A 19,175-nucleotide genomic window follows, 5' to 3' on the forward strand; every position below is an offset into this window, starting at 1 on the left:
GGTCGGCCGCGTCGGCGGCATCAGAGTTGACGAATAACCTGGGCAGCGGTCGCCACGTTATGGGCCAGGTGCAGCGGATTGATGGTCCCGACAATAGCACTGGCAACGCCCGTTTGCGCAAACAACAGCATGAAACTGGCACGTATTGGATCCATTCCAGGCTCCAGGCAAACGTGGCCACTGGCCAGGGCTTTTTTCACCAGGATGCCTTTGCCGTGGGCGGCCGCATAGTCAATGACGGCTTTCTCGGCCTGTTCGTTCAAATTGTAGGTGACCATCGCGCAATCGCCCTGCTCCAGAGCCTTCACGCCGCCTTCGACGGTTTTCCCGGAAAAACCGAAACCGCGGATCTTGCCTTCCTGTTTCAGCTCGGCGAGGGTCTGGTAGACCTCGCAGTCGTTGAGGATATGCAGGTCGTTGCCGTCGGAGTGCACCAGCACCAGGTCGATAAAATCCGTTTCCAGTCGTTTCAAGCTGCGTTCAATCGACAGTCGAGTGTGGGCCGCGCTGAAATCGTGGCGGGACACGCCATTGTCGAATTCCTCGCCGACCTTGCTGACAATCACCCAGTCCTTGCGCTGGCCGCGCAGCAGCGGGCCCAGGCGCTCTTCGCTGCGGCCGTAGGCGGGGGCGGTGTCGATCAGGTTGATGCCCAATTGCTGGGCCTGACGCAGCAGCATCCGGGCTGCGTCGTCATCTGGAATCTGGAAGCCGTTGGGGTATTTCACCCCCTGGTCACGGCCCAGCTTGACGGTGCCCAGGCCCAGCGGCGACACCAGCAGGCCGGTGCTGCCCAGGGGGCGATGCAGGTCGTGCAAGGTCGGCAGGCTCATGGCAGCAGTTGCTCCCAGGCCGGTACGCCGATAGCGGGCTTTGGCAGCTCGGGCAGCGGCTCGCTGGCGGCTGGACGGATGCCATCACGTTCGAAGCTGTTGATCACCCGGTCGGCGAAGTCCGGCGCCAGTGCCAGTTTGGTCGGCCAGCCTACCAGCAGGCGGCCGTCCTCAAACACGAAGGCGTTGTCGGGGCGGCTCAGACCCGTTTGCAGCGGCTCGGCGCGGTCGACGCGCAGGGTGGCCCATTGGGTCTGGCTCATGTCGATCCACGGCAGCAATTGCGCCAGTTCTTTTTGCGCCGTTGCGATCTGTTCTTCAGGCGTACGTGCCACGCCATCGGCCTCGGCAATGTCGCCGCCCATGTACCAGACCCAGTTGCCATCGGCGGCCGGGTGGGTGGTCACGGTGAGGCGCGGCTTGGTGCCGCCGCCCAGGCAGTGGGCGTACAGCGGCTTCAGGCCGGGGCCTTTGGCGATGATCATGTGCAGCGGGCGTTTTTGCATCGCCGGCTTGCTCAAGCCCAGGCTGGTCAGCAGGTCGGCGGTGCCGCCACCGGCGCTCAGCACGATGCGCTGGGCGCGGATCTCGCGGCCATCCACCTTCAGGCCCACCAGCTTGTTGCCGTCCAGCAGCGGCTCGATGTGCTGCCCGGCGAGCAAGCCGTCGCCGGCCAATTGGGCCAGGCGTTCGATCACACTGGGGACGTCCACCACGAGTTCGGCCAGGCGATAGACCTTGCCCTTGAAGCGGCGATCTTGCAGGGCTGGGGGCAGGTCGTCGCCCTTGACCTGGTCGACACGGCCGCGCACGGCCTTGCTGGCGAAGAAGCTGGTGAGGTTGCCGGCGAGCGTGCCGGGGGACCACAGGTAATGGGCCTGGGAGAGCACGCGCACGCCGGTCAGGTCCAGCTCGCCATTGCCCGCCAAGGCTTCACGCCAGCGGCGCGGCATGTCGGCGATGGCTTCGGAGGCGCCGGTGAGGGCGCCGTGCAGGGCGTATTTCGCGCCGCCGTGGATGATCCCTTGGGACTTCACGCTTTGCCCGCCACCCAGGGTAGCGTTTTCCACCAATACCGTGGAAAACCCCTGGCGGCGCAGGCGCGCATTCAGCCAGAGGCCGGCAACCCCGGCGCCGACAATCAGGACGTCGGTGGAAATAACGGATGGCATGGGCGACCTCAGTGTTCAAGACAAGAGGCGCAGTATACAGGCTGTTGCGTGGTGGTCAGTGCCCGGCGGTTTTCGAAAACAACTGGATCACCACCACACCCAGCACAATCAGGCCCATGCCGAGCATCGCCGGCAGGTCGAGTTTCTGCCCGTAGATGAACAGCGCTGCGACGCTCACCATCACGATGCCCATCCCGGCCCACACCGCGTAGGCCACGCCCACCGGCACGGTGCGCACCACCAGGGTCAGCATCCAAAACGCCACGCCGTAGCCGACGATCACCAGTAGCAGTGGGATAGGTGTGCTCCAGCCCTTGATGGCTTTCATCGAAACAGTGGCGATCACTTCCGAGCAGATGGCGATGGCCAGGTAGTAGTAGGCAGGGTTCATGGGTAATCCTCGGTGTGAAGCGCGTTTGATAATGTCGCCATTTTAGGGCTTGGCCAGATGGGGTAAAGTCATTACCTATCTGAATTGGAGATGGGTTGAAGCATGAGCGTGCAATGGAACCTGGAACAGATGCGCCTGTTTGTCAGCGTCGCCGAGCAGCGTTCGTTTTCGGCGGTGGCGCGCGGGCAGCGCAAGGCGCAGTCGGCGGTGAGTAATGGGGTTGCGCTGCTGGAGGCCGACCTGGGCGTCAGCCTGTTCGAGCGTAGTAGCGGCCGCCAACCGCGCCTGACCGAGGCCGGCACGGTGTTGCTTGAAGAAGCCCGGGAAGTGCTGCGCCAATGCGAGCGCCTCAACGGCCGGGCGCTGTCGTTGATGCGCGGCGAAGAAGCCTGCCTGCGCCTGGCCCAGGATGAGGCGATGCTGTATCAGCCGGTGCTGGACAGCCTGGATGCATTGGCCGGGCAGTTTCCCAACCTGGAAGTGCAGATTTCCAGCGCCGCCCAAGGCGATGTCGCACGCAAGCTGGTGGAGCGCAAAGCCGACCTGGGCATGTTGTTCTATCACGATCAGATCCCCGAGGCGCTGGAGCGGCGGGTGGTCGGCAGTGTGGAAATGGTCACCGTCTGCGGGCGCAATCACCCGTTGGCTCGGCAGAAAACCGTGGACTGCCAGGGCCTCGCGCAATACCGCCAACTGCTGATGTCGACCCAGACCAGCGTCTACCCCGGCAGCGAAGCTGCCAGCCCACAGGTGTGGCGTGCCGACAGCTTTTACGTGCTGGCCGAATGGCTGACCCGTGGCCTCGGCTGGGCCTGGCTGCCGCGGCATGTGGTGCAATACCCGACCTACCAGAACCAGATGGTCGAACTCGACAGCGAATGGACCCCGCCAGCGTTGGTGGTGGAGTTGGTCTGGCGCCGTGACGAGCCCCTCGGCCCGGCCGCACGTTTTCTGGCGGAACGTTTTGCCGAGTGTCTACGGGCGATTGACTGAAAAAGCCGATAAACTCCGCCGCCATGAATAGAACTCTCTACAGCTGTCTGTTTTACCTGGCGCTGCCGTTGGTGGCTTTACGTCTGTGGCTGCGCGCGCGCAAGGCCCCGGCCTATGCCAAGCGGGTGAGCGAACGTTTCTCCTATGGCTTGCCGGTGTTGCAGCCGGGCGGGATCTGGGTGCATGCGGTGTCGGTGGGCGAGAGCATCGCCGCCGCGCCCATGGTGCGCGGGTTGCTGGAGCGTTATCCGACGCTTGCGATCACCGTGACCTGCATGACGCCCACGGGTTCCGAGCGCATCCAGGCGCTGTTCGCCAACGAGCCGCGCATCCAACACTGCTACCTGCCCTATGATTTGCCTTGCGCCGCCAAGCGCTTTCTTGATCGCGTGCAGCCGAAGCTGGCGGTGATCATGGAAACCGAGTTGTGGCCCAACCACATCCACGCCTGTGCCCTGCGCGGTATTCCCGTGGCGTTGGCCAATGGGCGGCTGTCGGCACGCTCGGCCAAGGGTTACGGGCGTTTCGCCAAGCTCACCGCGCCGATGCTGGCAGAGATGAGTCTGTTGGCCGTTCAGACGCAAACCGAAGCCCAGCGCTTTTTAAGCCTCGGTGCGCGTCCGCAAGCCGTTGAAGTGACCGGCTCGATCAAGTTCGACCTGACCATCGACCCCGAACTGCCGCAGCGCGCCGCCGCTTTGCGCGAACAATGGGGCGCCAGTGAGCGTCCGGTGTGGATCGCCGCCAGTACCCACGAAGGCGAAGATGAAGTGGTGCTCGCCGCCCATCGCCAGTTGCTCGACAGCTATCCCAATGCGTTATTGATCCTGGTGCCGCGCCATCAGGAGCGTTTCGGGTCAATGTTCGAGTTGTGCGGGCAACAGGGATTCGCCACGGTGCGCCGTTCCACGGGCGAACCCGTCACCTCGCAAACCTCGGTGTTGCTCGGCGATACCATGGGCGAATTGCTGTTTCTGTATGCCTTGGCCGACAGTGCCTTTGTCGGCGGCAGCCTGGTGGCAACCGGTGGGCATAACCCGCTGGAGCCGGCGGCGTTGGCCAAGCCGGTGATCATGGGGCCGCACGTATTCAACTTCCTCGAAATCACCGCGATGATGCGTGAAGGCGGGGCGTTGCGGCAGGTGGATGATGCCGAAGGGTTGGCTGAGGCGGTGCGGCAGTTGTTCGAGTTGCCGCAGGATGCGCGCAGGATGGGGCAGGCGGGGCTCAAGGTGATGCAGGCGAACCAAGGTGCTTTGAAGCGTTTGCTGGATGGTTTGAGCAGACTCATCACCCACTGACAATAGAGGTCAAATGTGGGAGCGGGCTTGCTCGCGAAAGCGGTGGGTCAGCCTGCACATGTGGCGACTGATACACCGCCTTCGCGAGCAAGCCCGCTCCCACACAAGCCAGCTCCCACATTGGTTTTGCAGTGTTATCAATATCCCGGTCGGGCTTTTAGCTGCTCGGCGGCTGCCTTGGCCAAATCCGGCGGCAGGAAGTCGCGGTCCGGGTTGTAGTCCGCCTTCAGATAACGCGCCAGATCCTGCAAATCCCCCGGGTTCAACGTCCCCGCCGCCTGCTTCAAGCGCAGGTTGTCGAGGATGTAGTCATAGCGGCTGTTGTTGTAGTTGCGCACCGACGAGTACAGCTGGCGCTGCGAATCCAGCACATCGACGATATTGCGCGTACCCACCTGATAGCCGATCTCCGTGGCTTCCACCGCGCTCTGGTTGGAGATGATCGACTGGCGACGCGCCTGCACCTGTTCCACATCGGTGTTCACCGCGCGGTGCAGGTTGCGTGTGTTTTCCACCACCTGGCGACGCAGGCCTTCGCGTTGCTGCTCGGTCTGGTCCAGGCGCGAATAGGATTCGCGCACTTGCGAGCTGGTCAGCCCGCCGCTGTAGAGCGGGATGCTCAGGCGCAGGCCGATGGTGCGTTGGGACACATCGCCGCCGTACGGCACCGGCAACTGGTTGGGGTTGCTGAAGCCGAGCGCATCGTTATCGCCTTTTTCGTACTGCGCCACGGCGTCGAGGGTCGGCGCGTGGCCGGCCTTGCGCTGCTTGAGGGTTTCTTCGGCGGCGGTGACAGCGTAGTTGCTGGCCAGCAGGTTCAGGTTTTGGCGCCCGGCGGTTTCGACCCAGGATTTGGCGTCGTTCGGCAGCGGCGGCAGTACCGGCAGGGTGTGGACGATGCCCTGAATCGAGTTGTACTGGCGATTGGTCAGGGTGATCAGGGCTTCGAACGCGTCTTCTACCTGGCGCTGGGCGAGGATGCGGTTGGCGCGGGCAGTGTCGTAGCTGGCCTGGGATTGCAGCACGTCGGTCTTGTCCGACAGGCCGACGTCGAAGCGTTCGTTGGACTGGTCCAGCTGGCGCTTGAAGGCATTTTCTTCGGCCTTGGTGGAGGCCAGGTTGTCCTGGGCGCGCAGCACGGCGAAGTAGTTTTCGGCGCTTTGCAGGATCAGGTTCTGTTCGGTGGCCGAGAGTTGCAGCGCGGCCTGTTCGTTGACGGCTTCGGCGGCTTGCAGCTGGAACCAGCGGTCGGCGCGGAACAGCGGCTGGCTCAAGGTTGCGCGCCACGAATGCGCATCGCGATTGGCAGTGCCTGATGGCTGCGAGAGCTGGGTGCGCACGTTGTTGCTGTCGGCACCGGCCGACAGGTTCGGCAGCAAACCGGCGCGGGCCTGTGGCACCACTTCTTTTTGCGCGCCGTATTGGGCGCGGGCGGCCGCCAGGTCAGCGTTGTTGTTTACCGCTTCCTGGTAGACGCTGACCAAGTCAGTGTTGGCGGACAAGGGCGCTTCTGCTGCCCAAACCATTCCATTGGTCGCACAAGACACGGCAAGAGCCAGTGAGAGTTTGCGCAGCATGAGGCGTTCCCTGATCAAATATTACGGCGATAATTTGTCGGCCAAGGCTACGGCCGCAGCTTCAGAGCGTCAAGCCTTGGAGCCGTACCGAGTGTAGTGGCGCGATCACGGCACAACAATCCTGCAATTGCGCCATTCATCATGCTGAATGCACCGCCATTGGCAATTTGCCTACGCCATGGTCTAGACTGGCCGCGTTCTTGTCGGGGTGCCTTGTTGGAAGGCTGAGATCGGTAAATACCGGATCCCGTTGAACCTGATCAGGTTAGCGCCTGCGTAGGGAACAAGATTTCTCGTCACCCGGCGAGTCCTCTTGTGCTTCGTCCGGGATGCTGTTCGACAATCGAACAGCCCTTGTGCGCCAAGCACAGCACTGGTTCCAGTGCGTCCATCCGTCACAGGTTCGCTCCGACAAAAATCCACCGCCTGGATAAAGAGTTGGAGAGCCCGTGATGAGTACAAAACCAAAAAACACCGTGCACCTGAGTGAATCGGCCAAGGTTGATTCCGGCTCCGTGCAACCCTTTACCCGCTCGCAGAAAATCTACGTACAGGGCTCCCGCCCGGACATCCGCGTGCCGATGCGCGAGATCAGCCTGGACGTGACCCCCACCGATTTCGGCGGTGAGATCAACGCGCCGGTCACCGTCTACGACACCTCCGGCCCCTACACCGACCCCAACGTGATCATCGATGTGCGCAAAGGCCTGGGCGACGTGCGCTCGCCGTGGATCGAAGTGCGTGGCGACACCGAACGCCTGCCGGGCCTCAGCTCGCACTTCGGCCAACAGCGCCTCAGCGATGCCGAGCTGACCGCACTGCGCTTCGCCCACGTGAAGAACCCACGCCGCGCCAAGGCCGGCGCCAACGTCACGCAGATGCACTACGCGCGCAAAGGCATCATCACCGCCGAGATGGAGTACGTTGCCATCCGCGAAAACATGAAGCTCGAAGAAGCCCGCGCCACTGGCCTGCTCGACCAGCAACACGCCGGCCACAGTTTCGGCGCCAGCGTGCCGAAGATCATCACGCCTGAGTTCGTGCGCGAAGAAATCGCCCGTGGCCGCGCGATCATCCCGGCCAACATCAACCACACCGAACTGGAACCGATGATCATCGGCCGTAACTTCCTGGTGAAGATCAACGGCAACATCGGCAACAGCGCCCTGGGTTCGTCCATCGAAGAAGAAGTGGCGAAACTGACCTGGGGCATTCGCTGGGGTTCGGACACCGTGATGGACTTGTCCACCGGCAAGCACATCCACGAAACCCGCGAGTGGATCATCCGCAACTCGCCAGTTCCAATCGGCACCGTGCCGATCTACCAGGCCCTGGAAAAAGTTGGCGGTGCCGCCGAGGACCTGACCTGGGAGCTGTTCCGCGACACCCTGGTGGAGCAGGCCGAGCAAGGCGTCGATTACTTCACCATCCACGCCGGCGTGTTGCTGCGCTACGTGCCGCTGACCGCCAAGCGTGTCACCGGCATCGTCTCCCGTGGCGGCTCGATCATGGCCAAGTGGTGCCTGGCGCACCACAAAGAGAACTTCACCTACACGCATTTCGACGAAATCTGCGAAATCATGAAGGCCTATGACGTCAGCTTCTCCCTCGGCGACGGCCTGCGCCCAGGCTCGATTGCCGATGCCAACGATGCCGCGCAATTCGGCGAGCTGGAAACCCTTGGCGAGCTGACCAAGACCGCCTGGAAGCACGACGTGCAAACCATGATCGAAGGCCCTGGCCACGTGCCGATGCAGTTGATCAAGGAGAACATGGACAAGCAGCTCGAATGCTGCGACGAAGCGCCGTTCTACACCCTCGGCCCGCTGACCACCGACATTGCGCCGGGTTACGACCACATCACCTCGGGCATCGGTGCGGCGATGATCGGCTGGTTCGGCTGCGCGATGCTTTGCTACGTCACGCCGAAGGAGCACTTGGGCCTGCCGAACAAGGATGACGTGAAGACCGGGATCATCACCTACAAGATCGCCGCGCATGCGGCTGACCTCGCGAAAGGCCATCCGGGCGCGCAGATCCGTGATAACGCCCTGAGCAAGGCGCGCTTCGAATTCCGTTGGGAGGACCAGTTCAACCTCGGCCTGGACCCGGACACCGCGCGTTCGTACCACGATGAAACGCTGCCGAAGGATTCGGCCAAGGTCGCGCATTTCTGCTCGATGTGCGGGCCGAAGTTCTGCTCGATGAAGATTACCCAGGAAGTGCGTGAGTACGCGGCCAACCAGCGCATTGACGCGGTGGATGTGGAGGTGGCCAAGGGCTTGGCGGAGCAGGCCGAGCGGTTCAAGCAGGAAGGTAGCCAGTTGTACAAGAAGGTCTGATCCGGGATTGGAGGTGCCTGTACCGGCCTCTTCGCGAGCAAGCCCGCTCCCACATTTTGAATGTATTCACAGTTCAAAATGTGGGAGCGGGCTTGCTCGCGAAAGCAATCTCCCAAACAAAAAATGCCCCTCAGAGATAACACCCTTGAGCATTCAACCGAGTACCTACTCCCCTGATATAGCCGTGCCGAGCGACAAACGAGTCTTCGGCGCCCGCGACCTGTTCTCCCTGTGGTTCTCCCTCGGCATCGGCCTGATGGTCCTGCAAACCGGCGCCTTGCTCGCACCGGGCCTGGGCCTGTCCGGCTCGCTGCTGGCGATCTTCCTCGGCACCCTGGTTGGCGTGTTGCTGCTGGCCGCCGTCGGCGTGATCGGTAGCGACACCGGCCTGTCTGCCATGGCCGCGCTGAAACTCAGCCTCGGCGCCAAGGGCGCGAGCCTGCCGGCGTTGCTCAACCTGCTGCAACTGATCGGCTGGGGCTCGTTCGAAATCATCGTGATGCGCGACGCCGCCAGCCTGTTGGGCACGCGGGCGTTCAGCGAAGGCAGCCTGCTGGCCAGTCCGTTGTTGTGGACGCTGTTTTTCGGTGGCCTGGCGACCTTGCTGGCCGTCAGTGGGCCGCTGACCTTTGTGCGCCAGATCCTGCGCAAATGGGGCATCTGGCTGCTGCTCGCCGCATGTCTGTGGCTGACCTGGAACCTGTTCGCCAAGGCCGATCTTGGCGCACTGTGGGCCCAGGCCGGCGATGGCTCGATGCCGTTTGCGGTGGGTTTCGACATTGCCATCGCCATGCCGCTGTCGTGGCTGCCGCTGATTGCCGATTACTCACGCTTCGGCAAGCGCGCCAAAAGCGTATTCGGCGGCACCGCGCTGGGCTTTTTCATCGGTAATTTCTGGCTGATGAGCCTGGGCGTGGCCTACACCCTGGCGTTTGCGCCAAGCGCTGAAGTGAATGCGCTGCTGTTGGCCTTGGCCGGTGCGGGCCTGGGGATTCCGCTGTTGCTGATCCTGCTGGATGAGTCGGAAAACGCCTTTGCCGATATTCACTCGGCGGCGGTGTCCAGCGGCATCCTATTGCGCCTGAAAGTCGAGCACCTGGCCCTGGCGATTGGCGTGATCTGTACGCTGATCGCCTGCTTCGCGCCTTTGGCCCAGTACCAGAATTTCCTGCTGCTGATCGGTTCGGTGTTTGCGCCGCTGTTCGGCGTGGTGCTGGTGGATCACTTCATTCTGCGCCGTCGTGGCCCGGGTCTGGTCGCCGCTCTGCGTTGGCCGGCGCTGCTGGCGTGGTTGGGGGGCATCGGCACTTACCACCTGCTGGCCAACCTGTATCCGGATCTCGGCGCAACCCTGCCGGCGCTGCTGCTGGCAGGGCTGTTGCAGTTCATCCTCGGGCGCGTGTTCAGCGGCGCGCAGGCACCCATTCAGGCTTGAGGATACCGTCCAGGCGCGAGTAGGGGATTTGCAACTCGACGTGGCCCAGGGCGTAAGGCGCGATGGTGGAGGTGGGGTACTTGAGGATCACCCCACCGTAGGTCAGTGCCACGTTCGGGGTTTTCTGGAAGGGGTAGGTCTTCACGAACTCCGGTTCCAGGCTCAGGCGGGTGCTGATCAGCCAGCTGTTGTGGGCTACCTGGGCGGCTTTCCAGAACGCGTCCTCTTTGCCGGGCAGCAGCATGTCGGTCAACGTCAGGGCCTTTTGTTGCTGGCGCGAATAGTTGATGAACCCGCGGCCCGGCTCGCCGTGGGTAACGCCCTGGTCCAGGTAGCTGGACAGCTCGATGATCACCAAGCCGTCATGCTGCTCACGTACCTTGGCCTGCAAGTACATGCTGTTGCGCGGCGCGGCGGTGCGCAGGAATTGCTCGCGATAGGTCTCAAGGCTGGTCGGCAGCGGGTCGTTCGCGTTGGTGCGGGTCATTTCCAGCAGGCGCTGTTCGATCAGGGCGTCCAGCTTGGGCTCCTTGGCGAAGTGCACGGTGTCGATGTTCACCAGTGGGCAATCGGCGCTGGCACAACCGGCCTGGCTTTGCTCGGTGGTGTCGCGGGTGGCTTCCAGCGGCGTGCGCCAGCTGGGTTGGAACAGGCTTTGACAGGCGCCGAGGGTCAGTGCGATGCAGGCCACGGAGGCGATTTTTAAAAGCGACATGGATGTCCTTCGTCTATCGATAAGAGCGAAATTGTGCAGGTTCGACTACCGGCATGGCCGTCAGTTCGCCACTAAGCTGAATAGAGTGAGTTTGACGTTCGCCGTCTATCCCGGCAACTGGAAAGGGGCTGCACCAACGGGCGCGAGCGCGTTAGGATGGCGCGAATTGCACAGGCTTAACGAGGCAGGATATGACGGATACAGCGAAATCGACGCCGAGCGCGGTCGAGATTGTTCAGCGCGACAATGCCTATCAGGGCTTCTACAAGCTTGATCGGGTGCAATTGCGCCATGAAAAATTCGACGGTGGCATGAGCCGTGTGATCAACCGCGAAGTTTTCGTTCGTCATGACGCCGTGTGTGTATTGCCCTACGACCCCCAGCGCGACGAAGTGGTGTTGATCGAACAGTTCCGCGTCGGCGCCCTGGGCCGTACCGACAACCCCTGGCTGATCGAGATGGTCGCTGGCCTGATCGACAAGGATGAGGAGCCGGAGGAGGTTGCACACCGCGAAGCCGAGGAGGAAGCTGGGCTGACATTCTCCGCGCTGTGGCCGATCACCAAATATTTCCCATCGCCTGGCGGCAGTACCGAATTTGTCCACTTGTTCCTGGGCCGTTGCGACAGCTCGGGCGCCGGTGGCGTCCATGGACTGGAAGAAGAGGCAGAAGACATCCGCGTCACCGTCTGGGCTTTTGAAGACGCCCTGCAAGCGGTGCGCGACGGCAGGATTTCCAACGCAGCCAGCATCATCACCCTGCAATGGCTTGCGCTTAATCGCGCGGAAGTGAGGGGGTTATGGCAGTAAAGGCACGGGAACGTTATCGCGTCGACCTGATCGGGCTGCAAGCAGCCTGCGAGGCCAACTATGCGCGGTTGATGCGTCTGCTCCCCGACATGCGCCACGCCCCGGCGGCCAGGCGCATCGGCGTGACCCATGGGGACCAGATGCTTGGCGTGCTGACCCTGGAAGTCATCGTCAATTGCCCGTACACCACTACCCTGCGCGTGCGCCAGGAGCACAGCCTGCCGTGGCTGCCGGTGCCGCAACTGGAAGTGCAGGTGTACCACGACGCACGCATGGCCGAAGTGATCAGCGCCGAACATGCGCGGCGCTTTCGCAGCATCTACCCTTACCCGAACGTGTTCATGCACCAGCCCGATGAGAAAGCACAGCTCAATGTGTTCCTCGGTGAATGGTTGAGTCACTGCCTGGCCCTGGGCCATGAGTTCGAAGCGGTGCGGTAGATGTGAACTGCGTCTGCTTCCCCTGGTTTCCTCTTTGTGTCCTGCCCAGCATAATCACGCCAACTGTCCATTTCTGTGATTGCCTTGGGAGAGCGCCTTGCCGAGCGTATCCACCGTGAACCCCGATGCGCCGGCGCTGCTGGTGCAACTGTCCGACAGCCACCTGTTTGCCGAGGCCGACGGCACGCTGCTGGGCATGAACACCCGTGAAAGCCTGCAACAGGTGATCGCGTTGGTGCGCACGCAACAACCGCAGATCGACCTGATGCTGGCCACTGGCGATCTGTCCCAGGACGGCACGCTGGCGTCGTACCAGCAATTTCGCGACATGACCCGGCAGATCGATGCGCCGGCACGCTGGATTCCCGGCAACCATGACGAACCCCAGATCATGGCCCACGCTGCCGTGCACAGTGATCTGTTGGAACCGGTGGTCGATGTCGGCCACTGGCGCATCATCCTGCTGGACTCCGCCGTGCCGGGCTCGGTGCCCGGTTACTTGCAGGATCAGCAACTGCAACTGCTCGTCCAGGCGTTGAGTGAAGCGCCGAATCGCCATCATTTGGTGTGTTTCCACCATCACCCGGTGTCCATTGGCTGTGCCTGGATGGAGCCCATCGGCCTGCGCAATCCCGACGCGCTGTTTGCCGTGCTGGATCGCTTCCCGCAGGTCAAGGCAGTGCTCTGGGGGCATGTGCACCAGGAAATCGACCGCGAGCGCAACGGCGTGCGGTTGTTGGCCTCGCCGTCGACCTGCATCCAGTTCGCGCCGGGCAGCGAGGATTTCCAGGTCAGCGAGCAGGCGCCGGGGTATCGCTGGTTGCGATTGCATGCCGACGGGCGGTTGGAAACTGGCGTGGAGCGGGTCCAGGACTTCGAATTTACGGTGGATTACGGCAGCAACGGCTATTAAAAGCTGCAAACACTGATCATAAATGTGGGAGCTGGCTTGCCTGCGACAGCGGTCTGCCAGCAATCAATGTGTGGCTGATACACCGCTGTCGCAGGCAAGCCAGCTCCCACATTGGTTCTTCTTATGTCCTGTAGATACCACCCCGATCCCTGTAAACTGCGCCTCTTTGGCCCAAGTCACGGAGAGCCCGGCATGTCCGCTTCGATCCTGTATATCCACGGTTTCAACAGCGCGCCGGCGTCCAACAAGGCCAGCCAGTTGATCACCGTGATGGACGCCCTCGGCCTGGCCGACCAGTTGCGTGTGCCGGCCCTGCATCACCACCCGCGTCAGGCAATTCCCCAACTGGAAGCGGCGATCGCTGAACTGGGGCGGCCACTGCTGGTCGGCAGCTCACTCGGCGGCTACTATGCAACCCATCTTGCCGAACGCCATGGCCTCAAGGCGCTGCTGGTCAACCCGGCGATCAGCCCCCATCGGATGTTCGACGGTTACCTGGGCACCCAGAAGAACCTCTACACCGATGAAACCTGGGAATTGACCCACGACCACGTCGCGGCCCTGGCCGAGCTGGAAGTGGCGGCGCCCCAGGACGCCGCGCGTTACCAGGTGTGGTTGCAGACCGGCGATGAAACGCTGGACTACCGCCTCGCCCAACAGTATTACCGTGCCTGCGCCTTGCGCATCCAGGCCGGTGGCGACCATGGTTACCAGGGGTTCGCCAGGCAATTGCCGGCGTTGTTGAGCTTTGCCGGGATTGGCGCAGATCAGTATCAATCCTTCGATTTTTCGTCATTGTAAAAATCGCAGGTCATTTTTTAATCGAACGACTCACGACGAGACACCATGGCCACTCCCAGCGCTAGCTCTTATAACGCCGACGCCATCGAAGTCCTCTCGGGCCTCGACCCGGTGCGCAAACGCCCCGGCATGTACACCGACACCAGCCGGCCGAACCACCTTGCCCAGGAAGTCATCGACAACAGCGTCGACGAAGCCCTGGCCGGTCACGCCAAGTCGGTGCATGTCATTCTCCACGCTGACCACTCCCTGGAAGTGTCCGACGACGGCCGCGGCATGCCGGTGGACATTCACCCGGAAGAGGGTGTGCCAGGCGTCGAGCTGATCCTCACCAAGCTCCATGCGGGCGGCAAGTTCTCCAACAAGAACTACCAGTTCTCCGGCGGCCTGCACGGCGTGGGCATTTCGGTGGTCAACGCCCTGTCCACGCTGGTGCGGGTCAGGGTCAAGCGCGATGGCAACGAATACGAGATGACCTTCGCCGATGGCTACAAGGCCACCGACCTGGCAGTCATCGGCACCGTCGGCAAGCGCAACACCGGCACCAGCGTGTACTTCGCGCCGGACCCGAAATACTTCGATTCGCCGAAATTCTCCATCAGCCGCCTCAAGCACGTGCTCAAGGCCAAGGCCGTACTGTGCCCGGGCCTGCTCGTCACCTTTGAAGACAAAGGCACCGGCGAGAAGGTCGAGTGGCACTATGAAGACGGCCTGCGCTCCTACCTGGAAGACTCCGTCAGCGATTTCGAACGCCTGCCCAACGAGCCGTTCTGCGGCAGCCTGGCCGGTAATAAAGAAGCCGTCGACTGGGCGCTGTTGTGGCTGCCCGAAGGCGGCGACAGCGTGCAGGAAAGCTATGTCAACCTGATCCCCACGGCGCAGGGCGGCACCCACGTCAACGGTTTGCGCCAGGGTTTGCTGGATGCCATGCGCGAATTCTGCGAGTACCGCAGCCTGCTGCCGCGCGGCGTGAAGCTGGCGCCGGAAGACGTGTGGGAGCGCATCGCGTTCGTGCTGTCGATGAAGATGCAGGAGCCACAGTTCTCCGGCCAGACCAAGGAGCGCCTGTCGTCCCGCGAGGCGGCCGCGTTTGTCTCCGGCGTGGTCAAGGATGCCTTCAGCCTGTGGCTCAACGAACACCCGGAACTCGGCCTGGCCTTGGCCGAACTGGCGATCAACAACGCCGGCCGTCGCTTGAAGGCCAGCAAGAAGGTCGAGCGCAAGCGCATCACCGCCGGCCCGGCACTGCCGGGCAAACTGGCCGATTGCGCCGGGCAAGACCCGATGCGCTCCGAACTGTTCCTGGTGGAAGGTGATTCCGCAGGCGGTTCCGCCAAGCAAGCGCGGGATAAAGAGTTCCAGGCGATCCTGCCGTTGCGCGGCAAGATCCTCAACACCTGGGAAGTCGATGGCAGCGAAGTCCTCGCCAGCCAGGAAGTGCACAACATCGCCGTGGCCATCGGCGTCGATCCCGGCGCGGCGGACATGAGCCAACTGCGCTACGGCAAGATCTGTATCCTCGCCGACGCCGACTCCGACGGCCTGCACATCGCCACCTTGCTGTGCGCGCTGTTCGTGCAGCACTTCCGTCCGTTGGTGGATGCCGGTCACGTCTATGTCGCCATGCCGCCGCTGTACCGGATCGACCTGGGCAAAGAGATTTTCTACGCCCTCGACGAAGCCGAGCGCGATGGCATCCTCGACCGCCTGGTGGCCGAGAAGAAGCGCGGCAAGCCGCAGGTCACGCGATTCAAAGGCCTGGGTGAGATGAACCCACCGCAGCTGCGCGAAACCACTATGGACCCGAACACCCGGCGCCTGGTGCAGCTGACCCTGGGCGATGACTTCGCCGCGACGTCGGAAATGATGGACATGCTGCTGGCGAAGAAACGCGCGCCAGACCGCAAGTCCTGGCTGGAATCCAAGGGCAACCTCGCCGAGGTCCTGGGCTGATGCGCACAGGTTTCGCCCTGGCGATCCTGGTGTTGAGCGGGTTGGCGGCTGCCTCGGTGGCTGCTGCGCCCGTGGCTGAACTCAAGTTGGTATCCGAACACCCGGTAGACGGCATGCGCGGCGGCAACCTGTCGGGCCTGGCGTTGTGTGGCAAGGAGCTGTGGACCGTTTCTGATCGCGACGACGACCAGATCTATCGCCTGGACATCAGCGCGCCGACCTGGAAGGCCGAGACGGTGAAGATCGACGTGCCGCCGGTGCCGGAGTCCGGTTTGCCTTGGGGGCTGCGTTCGCGCACCAAGGCCGCGTCGTTCATTCGCGGTGGCGACCTGGATTTTGAAGGCATCAGTTGCGACGCCGCGGGCAACCGCTACATTGTCAGCGAAGCCCATGCTGCGGTGCTGCAAGTGCCGGCCAGTGGGGCGCCCGAGTGGTTGCGGATCGCCCCGGGCATGGTGCGCGAGGCGCGGGCCAGTGGCCTATTGCTGCACTTCAATGCGTTGTTTGAAGGCTTGGCGATAAATCCTGAAGGCAATCAGATTTGGCTCGCGGCCGAGCGCGAGCGGCGCGGCCTAATCTCGATCAAGCGTCCGCAAAGCCTGTGGGATTGCGACGGCCCGTGTGTGTTGCTGAGCGAGGCCGGCCAGGAAGTGCAGCCCGCCCAGTTCTCCAATGCCAAGGCGGTGTCCAAGGACTTTTCCGACCTGGCGCTGTTCAATGGCAAGCTGTTTACCCTTGAGCGCAATGCGTTCCAGATCTGCCGGCGCGATGCGGTCACGGCCAAAGTCGAGCTGTGCTGGTCGTTTGCCGACGAGACCCTGACCCCAGCGCGGCGCTACCCTCAGGCCTATGGCCTGGCCGAAGCCCTGGTGGTGGATGCCGACGGTGCCTGGTTGGGCATCGACAACAACTTCGGCCCGCGTGCCGATGGTGAAAAACGCCCGGTGGTTTATCGTTTCGCCGCCCCGGCCGGTGGCTGGAGTGCCCAGCCATGATTTTTGATTATTTTGAATTGACCCGGCGCCGCGGCATTTCCGCTGTGCCTTACCCAATGATGAGGCCCGCATGAGTGACATCCTCGCAGACAGCTTAGATGGCGTAGAACGCCGTTCGCTGGCTGACTTCACCGAAAATGCCTACCTCAACTACTCCATGTACGTGATCATGGACCGTGCCTTGCCGCATATCGGCGACGGCCTGAAGCCCGTACAGCGGCGCATCATTTACGCCATGAGTGAGTTGGGCCTGGACGCTGACTCCAAACACAAGAAGTCGGCGCGTACCGTCGGTGACGTGCTCGGTAAGTTCCACCCCCACGGCGATTCGGCCTGCTATGAAGCCATGGTGCTGATGGCCCAGCCGTTCAGCTACCGCTATACGCTGGTGGACGGCCAGGGTAACTGGGGTGCGCCGGATGATCCGAAGTCGTTCGCCGCCATGCGATACACCGAGGCACGTTTGTCGCGTTACTCGGAAGTATTGCTCAGCGAACTGGGGCAGGGCACCGCCGACTGGGGCCCGAACTTTGACGGTACCCTCGACGAACCCCTGGTATTGCCGGCACGTTTGCCGAATATCCTCCTCAATGGCACCACCGGCATCGCCGTGGGCATGGCCACCGACGTGCCGCCGCACAACCTGCGCGAAGTCGCCACGGCCTGCGTGCGCCTGCTCGATGAGCCAAAGGCCACGGTCGAGCAGCTCTGCGAGCATATCCAGGGCCCGGACTACCCGACCGAAGCGGAAATCATCACGCCGCGCGCCGACCTGCTGAAGATGTACGAAACCGGCAAGGGCTCGGTGCGCATGCGCGCCGTGTACCACGTCGAAGATGGCGACATCATTGTCACCGCGTTGCCGCACCAGGTGTCCGGCGCCAAGGTGCTGGAGCAGATCGCGGCGCTGATGCAGGCCAAACCGTCGAAGCTGCCGCAGGTTGCCGACCTGCGTGACGAGTCCGACCACGAAAACCCATGCCGTATCGTGATCATTCCGACCAACAGCCGGGTCGACCATGAAGTGCTGATGCAGCATCTGTTTGCCAGCACCGACCTGGAGTCGAGCTACCGGGTCAACGTCAACATCATCGGCCTGGATGGCAAGCCGCAGCTGAAAAACCTGCGCAACCTGCTGGTGGAGTGGCTGGAGTTCCGCGTGCAGACCGTGCGTCGCCGCCTGCAATTCCGCCTCGACAAGGTCGAGCGCCGCCTGCACCTGTTGGATGGCTTGCTGATTGCCTATCTCAATCTGGATCGGGTGATCCACATCATCCGCACTGCCGAACATCCCAAGGCAGAGCTGATCGCCGAGTTCCAACTGAGCGAGATCCAGGCCGATTACATCCTTGATACTCGCTTGCGCCAGTTGGCACGCCTGGAAGAAATGAAGCTGCGCGACGAACAGGACGCGCTGCTCAAGGAACAAGCCAAGCTGCAAGCCCTTCTGGGCAGTGAAGCCAAGCTGAAGAAGCTGGTGCGCACCGAGCTGATCAAAGACGCCGAAACCTATGGCGACGACCGCCGCTCGCCCATCGTGCAGCGCGCTGAAGCCAAGGCGCTGACAGAGACCGAGCTGCTGCCAAACGAGAAGATTACCGTCGTTCTGTCGGAAAAGGGTTGGGTTCGCTCCGCCAAGGGGCATGATATTGACGCCACCGGCCTGTCGTACAAAGCCGGTGACGGCTTCAAGACCGCTGCGGCCGGGCGTTCCAACCAGTTTGCGGTGTTTATCGACTCGACCGGGCGCAGTTATTCGGTGCCGGCCCACACCTTGCCGTCTGCTCGGGGCCAGGGCGAGCCGCTGACCGGGCGTCTGACGCCGCCGCCAGGGGCGAATTTCGAGTGTGTGCTGCTGCCGGAGGATGATGCGCTGTACGTGATCGCGTCCGACGCGGGTTACGGTTTCGTGGTCAAGGGTGAAGACCTGCAGGCCAAGAACAAGGCGGGCAAGGCGTTGTTGAGCCTGCCGAACAACGCCAAGGTGATCCTGCCGCGATCGGTGGACGATCGTGAGAGCAACTGGCTGGCGTCGGTGACCACCGAAGGCCGCCTGTTGGTGTTCAAGATCAGCGACCTGCCGCAGCTGGGCAAAGGCAAGGGCAACAAGATCATCGGGATTCCTGGCGAGCGAGTGGCCAGTCGCGAAGAGTACGTGACCGACATCGCGGTGATTCCGGAGGGCGCGACGCTGGTGCTGCAAGCCGGCAAGCGCACGCTGTCGCTGCGCCCTGACGACCTTGAGCACTACAAAGGCGAGCGCGGCCGGCGCGGTAACAAACTGCCACGGGGCTTCCAGCGGGTGGATGCTTTGCTGGTGGAAGCGCCGGTTTAACGCGCATTAGAGCCCTCGATCTACGATTTAACGCGTAGATCGACGCTTTGGCGCTGGAGTCATAGCGCATATTCACGGATGATATGGCCTTTCCAGCGCCGGCGTGGCCGCGCGTGTTTAGGGTATTTTTAGTATTAGTTGTGGTTAGCCTTGTGGCAGCCACCTGGATG

General features: G+C 62.5%; 16 protein-coding genes and 1 riboswitch. Of the genes, 11 read left to right on the forward strand and 5 right to left on the reverse strand.

Going from position 1 to position 19,175, the window contains the following annotated elements; translation table 11 throughout:
- Positions 1–20: 20 nt before the first annotated feature.
- Genes PSH81_RS02445 through PSH81_RS02455 form a run of 3 tightly spaced genes read right to left on the reverse strand, consistent with a single transcriptional unit; the run spans position 21 to position 2,396 of the window.
- Positions 21–833: an aldo/keto reductase gene (locus PSH81_RS02445; RefSeq protein WP_192298273.1), complete on the reverse strand. Its 813-nt coding sequence runs from the start codon at positions 831–833 to the stop codon at positions 21–23.
- Complete coding sequence (locus PSH81_RS02450) at positions 830–2,005, reverse strand: FAD-binding oxidoreductase (RefSeq protein WP_192298272.1); 1,176 nt, start codon at positions 2,003–2,005, stop codon at positions 830–832. Before PSH81_RS02450 ends, PSH81_RS02445 begins: the two co-directional genes overlap by 4 nt.
- 55 nt (positions 2,006–2,060) lie before the next feature.
- A complete protein-coding gene (locus PSH81_RS02455; RefSeq protein ID WP_192298271.1) occupies positions 2,061–2,396 on the reverse strand; it encodes a multidrug efflux SMR transporter in 336 nt (111 codons plus the stop codon).
- Positions 2,397–2,498: 102 nt separating this feature from the next.
- Between PSH81_RS02455 and PSH81_RS02460 the strand changes: the two genes are divergently transcribed.
- Both PSH81_RS02460 and waaA read left to right on the forward strand, forming a co-directional pair.
- Complete coding sequence (locus PSH81_RS02460) at positions 2,499–3,389, forward strand: LysR family transcriptional regulator (protein ID WP_305391948.1); 891 nt, start codon at positions 2,499–2,501, stop codon at positions 3,387–3,389.
- 23 nt (positions 3,390–3,412) lie between these two features.
- The gene (gene waaA / locus PSH81_RS02465; RefSeq protein ID WP_305391949.1) at positions 3,413–4,690 is read left to right on the forward strand and encodes a lipid IV(A) 3-deoxy-D-manno-octulosonic acid transferase; all 1,278 of its coding nucleotides are present in this window, start codon (positions 3,413–3,415) and stop codon (positions 4,688–4,690) included.
- 137 nt (positions 4,691–4,827) lie between these two features.
- On the opposite strand, the gene PSH81_RS02470 is transcribed toward waaA, so the two are convergent.
- Complete coding sequence (locus tag PSH81_RS02470) at positions 4,828–6,267, reverse strand: TolC family outer membrane protein (RefSeq protein ID WP_192298268.1); 1,440 nt, start codon at positions 6,265–6,267, stop codon at positions 4,828–4,830.
- 194 nt (positions 6,268–6,461) lie between these two features.
- A riboswitch (TPP riboswitch) is annotated at positions 6,462–6,567 on the forward strand.
- Positions 6,568–6,719: 152 nt separating this feature from the next.
- On the opposite strand from PSH81_RS02470, the gene thiC reads away from it, so the two are divergent.
- Complete coding sequence (thiC, locus tag PSH81_RS02475) at positions 6,720–8,609, forward strand: phosphomethylpyrimidine synthase ThiC (protein ID WP_192298267.1); 1,890 nt, start codon at positions 6,720–6,722, stop codon at positions 8,607–8,609.
- Positions 8,610–8,754: 145 nt separating this feature from the next.
- Complete coding sequence (gene cytX / locus PSH81_RS02480; RefSeq protein WP_226455591.1) at positions 8,755–10,044, forward strand: putative hydroxymethylpyrimidine transporter CytX; 1,290 nt, start codon at positions 8,755–8,757, stop codon at positions 10,042–10,044.
- Here cytX and PSH81_RS02485 read toward each other — a convergent pair.
- Complete coding sequence (locus PSH81_RS02485) at positions 10,013–10,759, reverse strand: RsiV family protein (RefSeq protein WP_192298266.1); 747 nt, start codon at positions 10,757–10,759, stop codon at positions 10,013–10,015. The two genes, cytX and PSH81_RS02485, sit on opposite strands and share 32 nt — an antisense overlap.
- A 191-nt stretch (positions 10,760–10,950) precedes the next feature.
- On the opposite strand from PSH81_RS02485, the gene PSH81_RS02490 reads away from it, so the two are divergent.
- From PSH81_RS02490 to parC, 7 genes are all read left to right on the forward strand, one after another.
- On the forward strand, positions 10,951–11,568 hold the full coding sequence (locus tag PSH81_RS02490) for an NUDIX domain-containing protein (RefSeq protein WP_305391950.1): 618 nt from the start codon (positions 10,951–10,953) through the stop codon (positions 11,566–11,568).
- Positions 11,559–12,008 carry a DUF1249 domain-containing protein gene (locus tag PSH81_RS02495; RefSeq protein ID WP_017734937.1) on the forward strand — a complete coding sequence of 150 codons (450 nt, stop codon included), beginning with the start codon at positions 11,559–11,561 and terminating at the stop codon, positions 12,006–12,008. Before PSH81_RS02490 ends, PSH81_RS02495 begins: the two co-directional genes overlap by 10 nt.
- 97 nt (positions 12,009–12,105) lie before the next feature.
- Complete coding sequence (cpdA, locus tag PSH81_RS02500) at positions 12,106–12,921, forward strand: 3',5'-cyclic-AMP phosphodiesterase (RefSeq protein ID WP_192298264.1); 816 nt, start codon at positions 12,106–12,108, stop codon at positions 12,919–12,921.
- 192 nt (positions 12,922–13,113) lie between these two features.
- On the forward strand, positions 13,114–13,722 hold the full coding sequence (locus PSH81_RS02505) for a YqiA/YcfP family alpha/beta fold hydrolase (RefSeq protein ID WP_305391951.1): 609 nt from the start codon (positions 13,114–13,116) through the stop codon (positions 13,720–13,722).
- 45 nt (positions 13,723–13,767) lie between these two features.
- Entirely contained in the window at positions 13,768–15,675 is a 1,908-nt protein-coding gene (gene parE / locus PSH81_RS02510; RefSeq protein ID WP_192298262.1) for a DNA topoisomerase IV subunit B, read from the forward strand.
- On the forward strand, positions 15,675–16,670 hold the full coding sequence (locus PSH81_RS02515; RefSeq protein WP_192298261.1) for an esterase-like activity of phytase family protein: 996 nt from the start codon (positions 15,675–15,677) through the stop codon (positions 16,668–16,670). The genes parE and PSH81_RS02515 overlap by 1 nt, the downstream gene beginning before the upstream one ends.
- A gap of 70 nt (positions 16,671–16,740) precedes the next feature.
- Positions 16,741–19,005, forward strand: coding sequence for a DNA topoisomerase IV subunit A (gene parC, locus PSH81_RS02520; protein ID WP_305391952.1), 2,265 nt, complete (start codon positions 16,741–16,743; stop codon positions 19,003–19,005).
- Positions 19,006–19,175 lie beyond the last annotated feature (170 nt).

Origin of the sequence: Pseudomonas sp. FP2335 (assembly GCF_030687535.1) — a bacterium.
In the GTDB taxonomy this organism is placed as follows: Bacteria; Pseudomonadota; Gammaproteobacteria; order Pseudomonadales; family Pseudomonadaceae; genus Aquipseudomonas.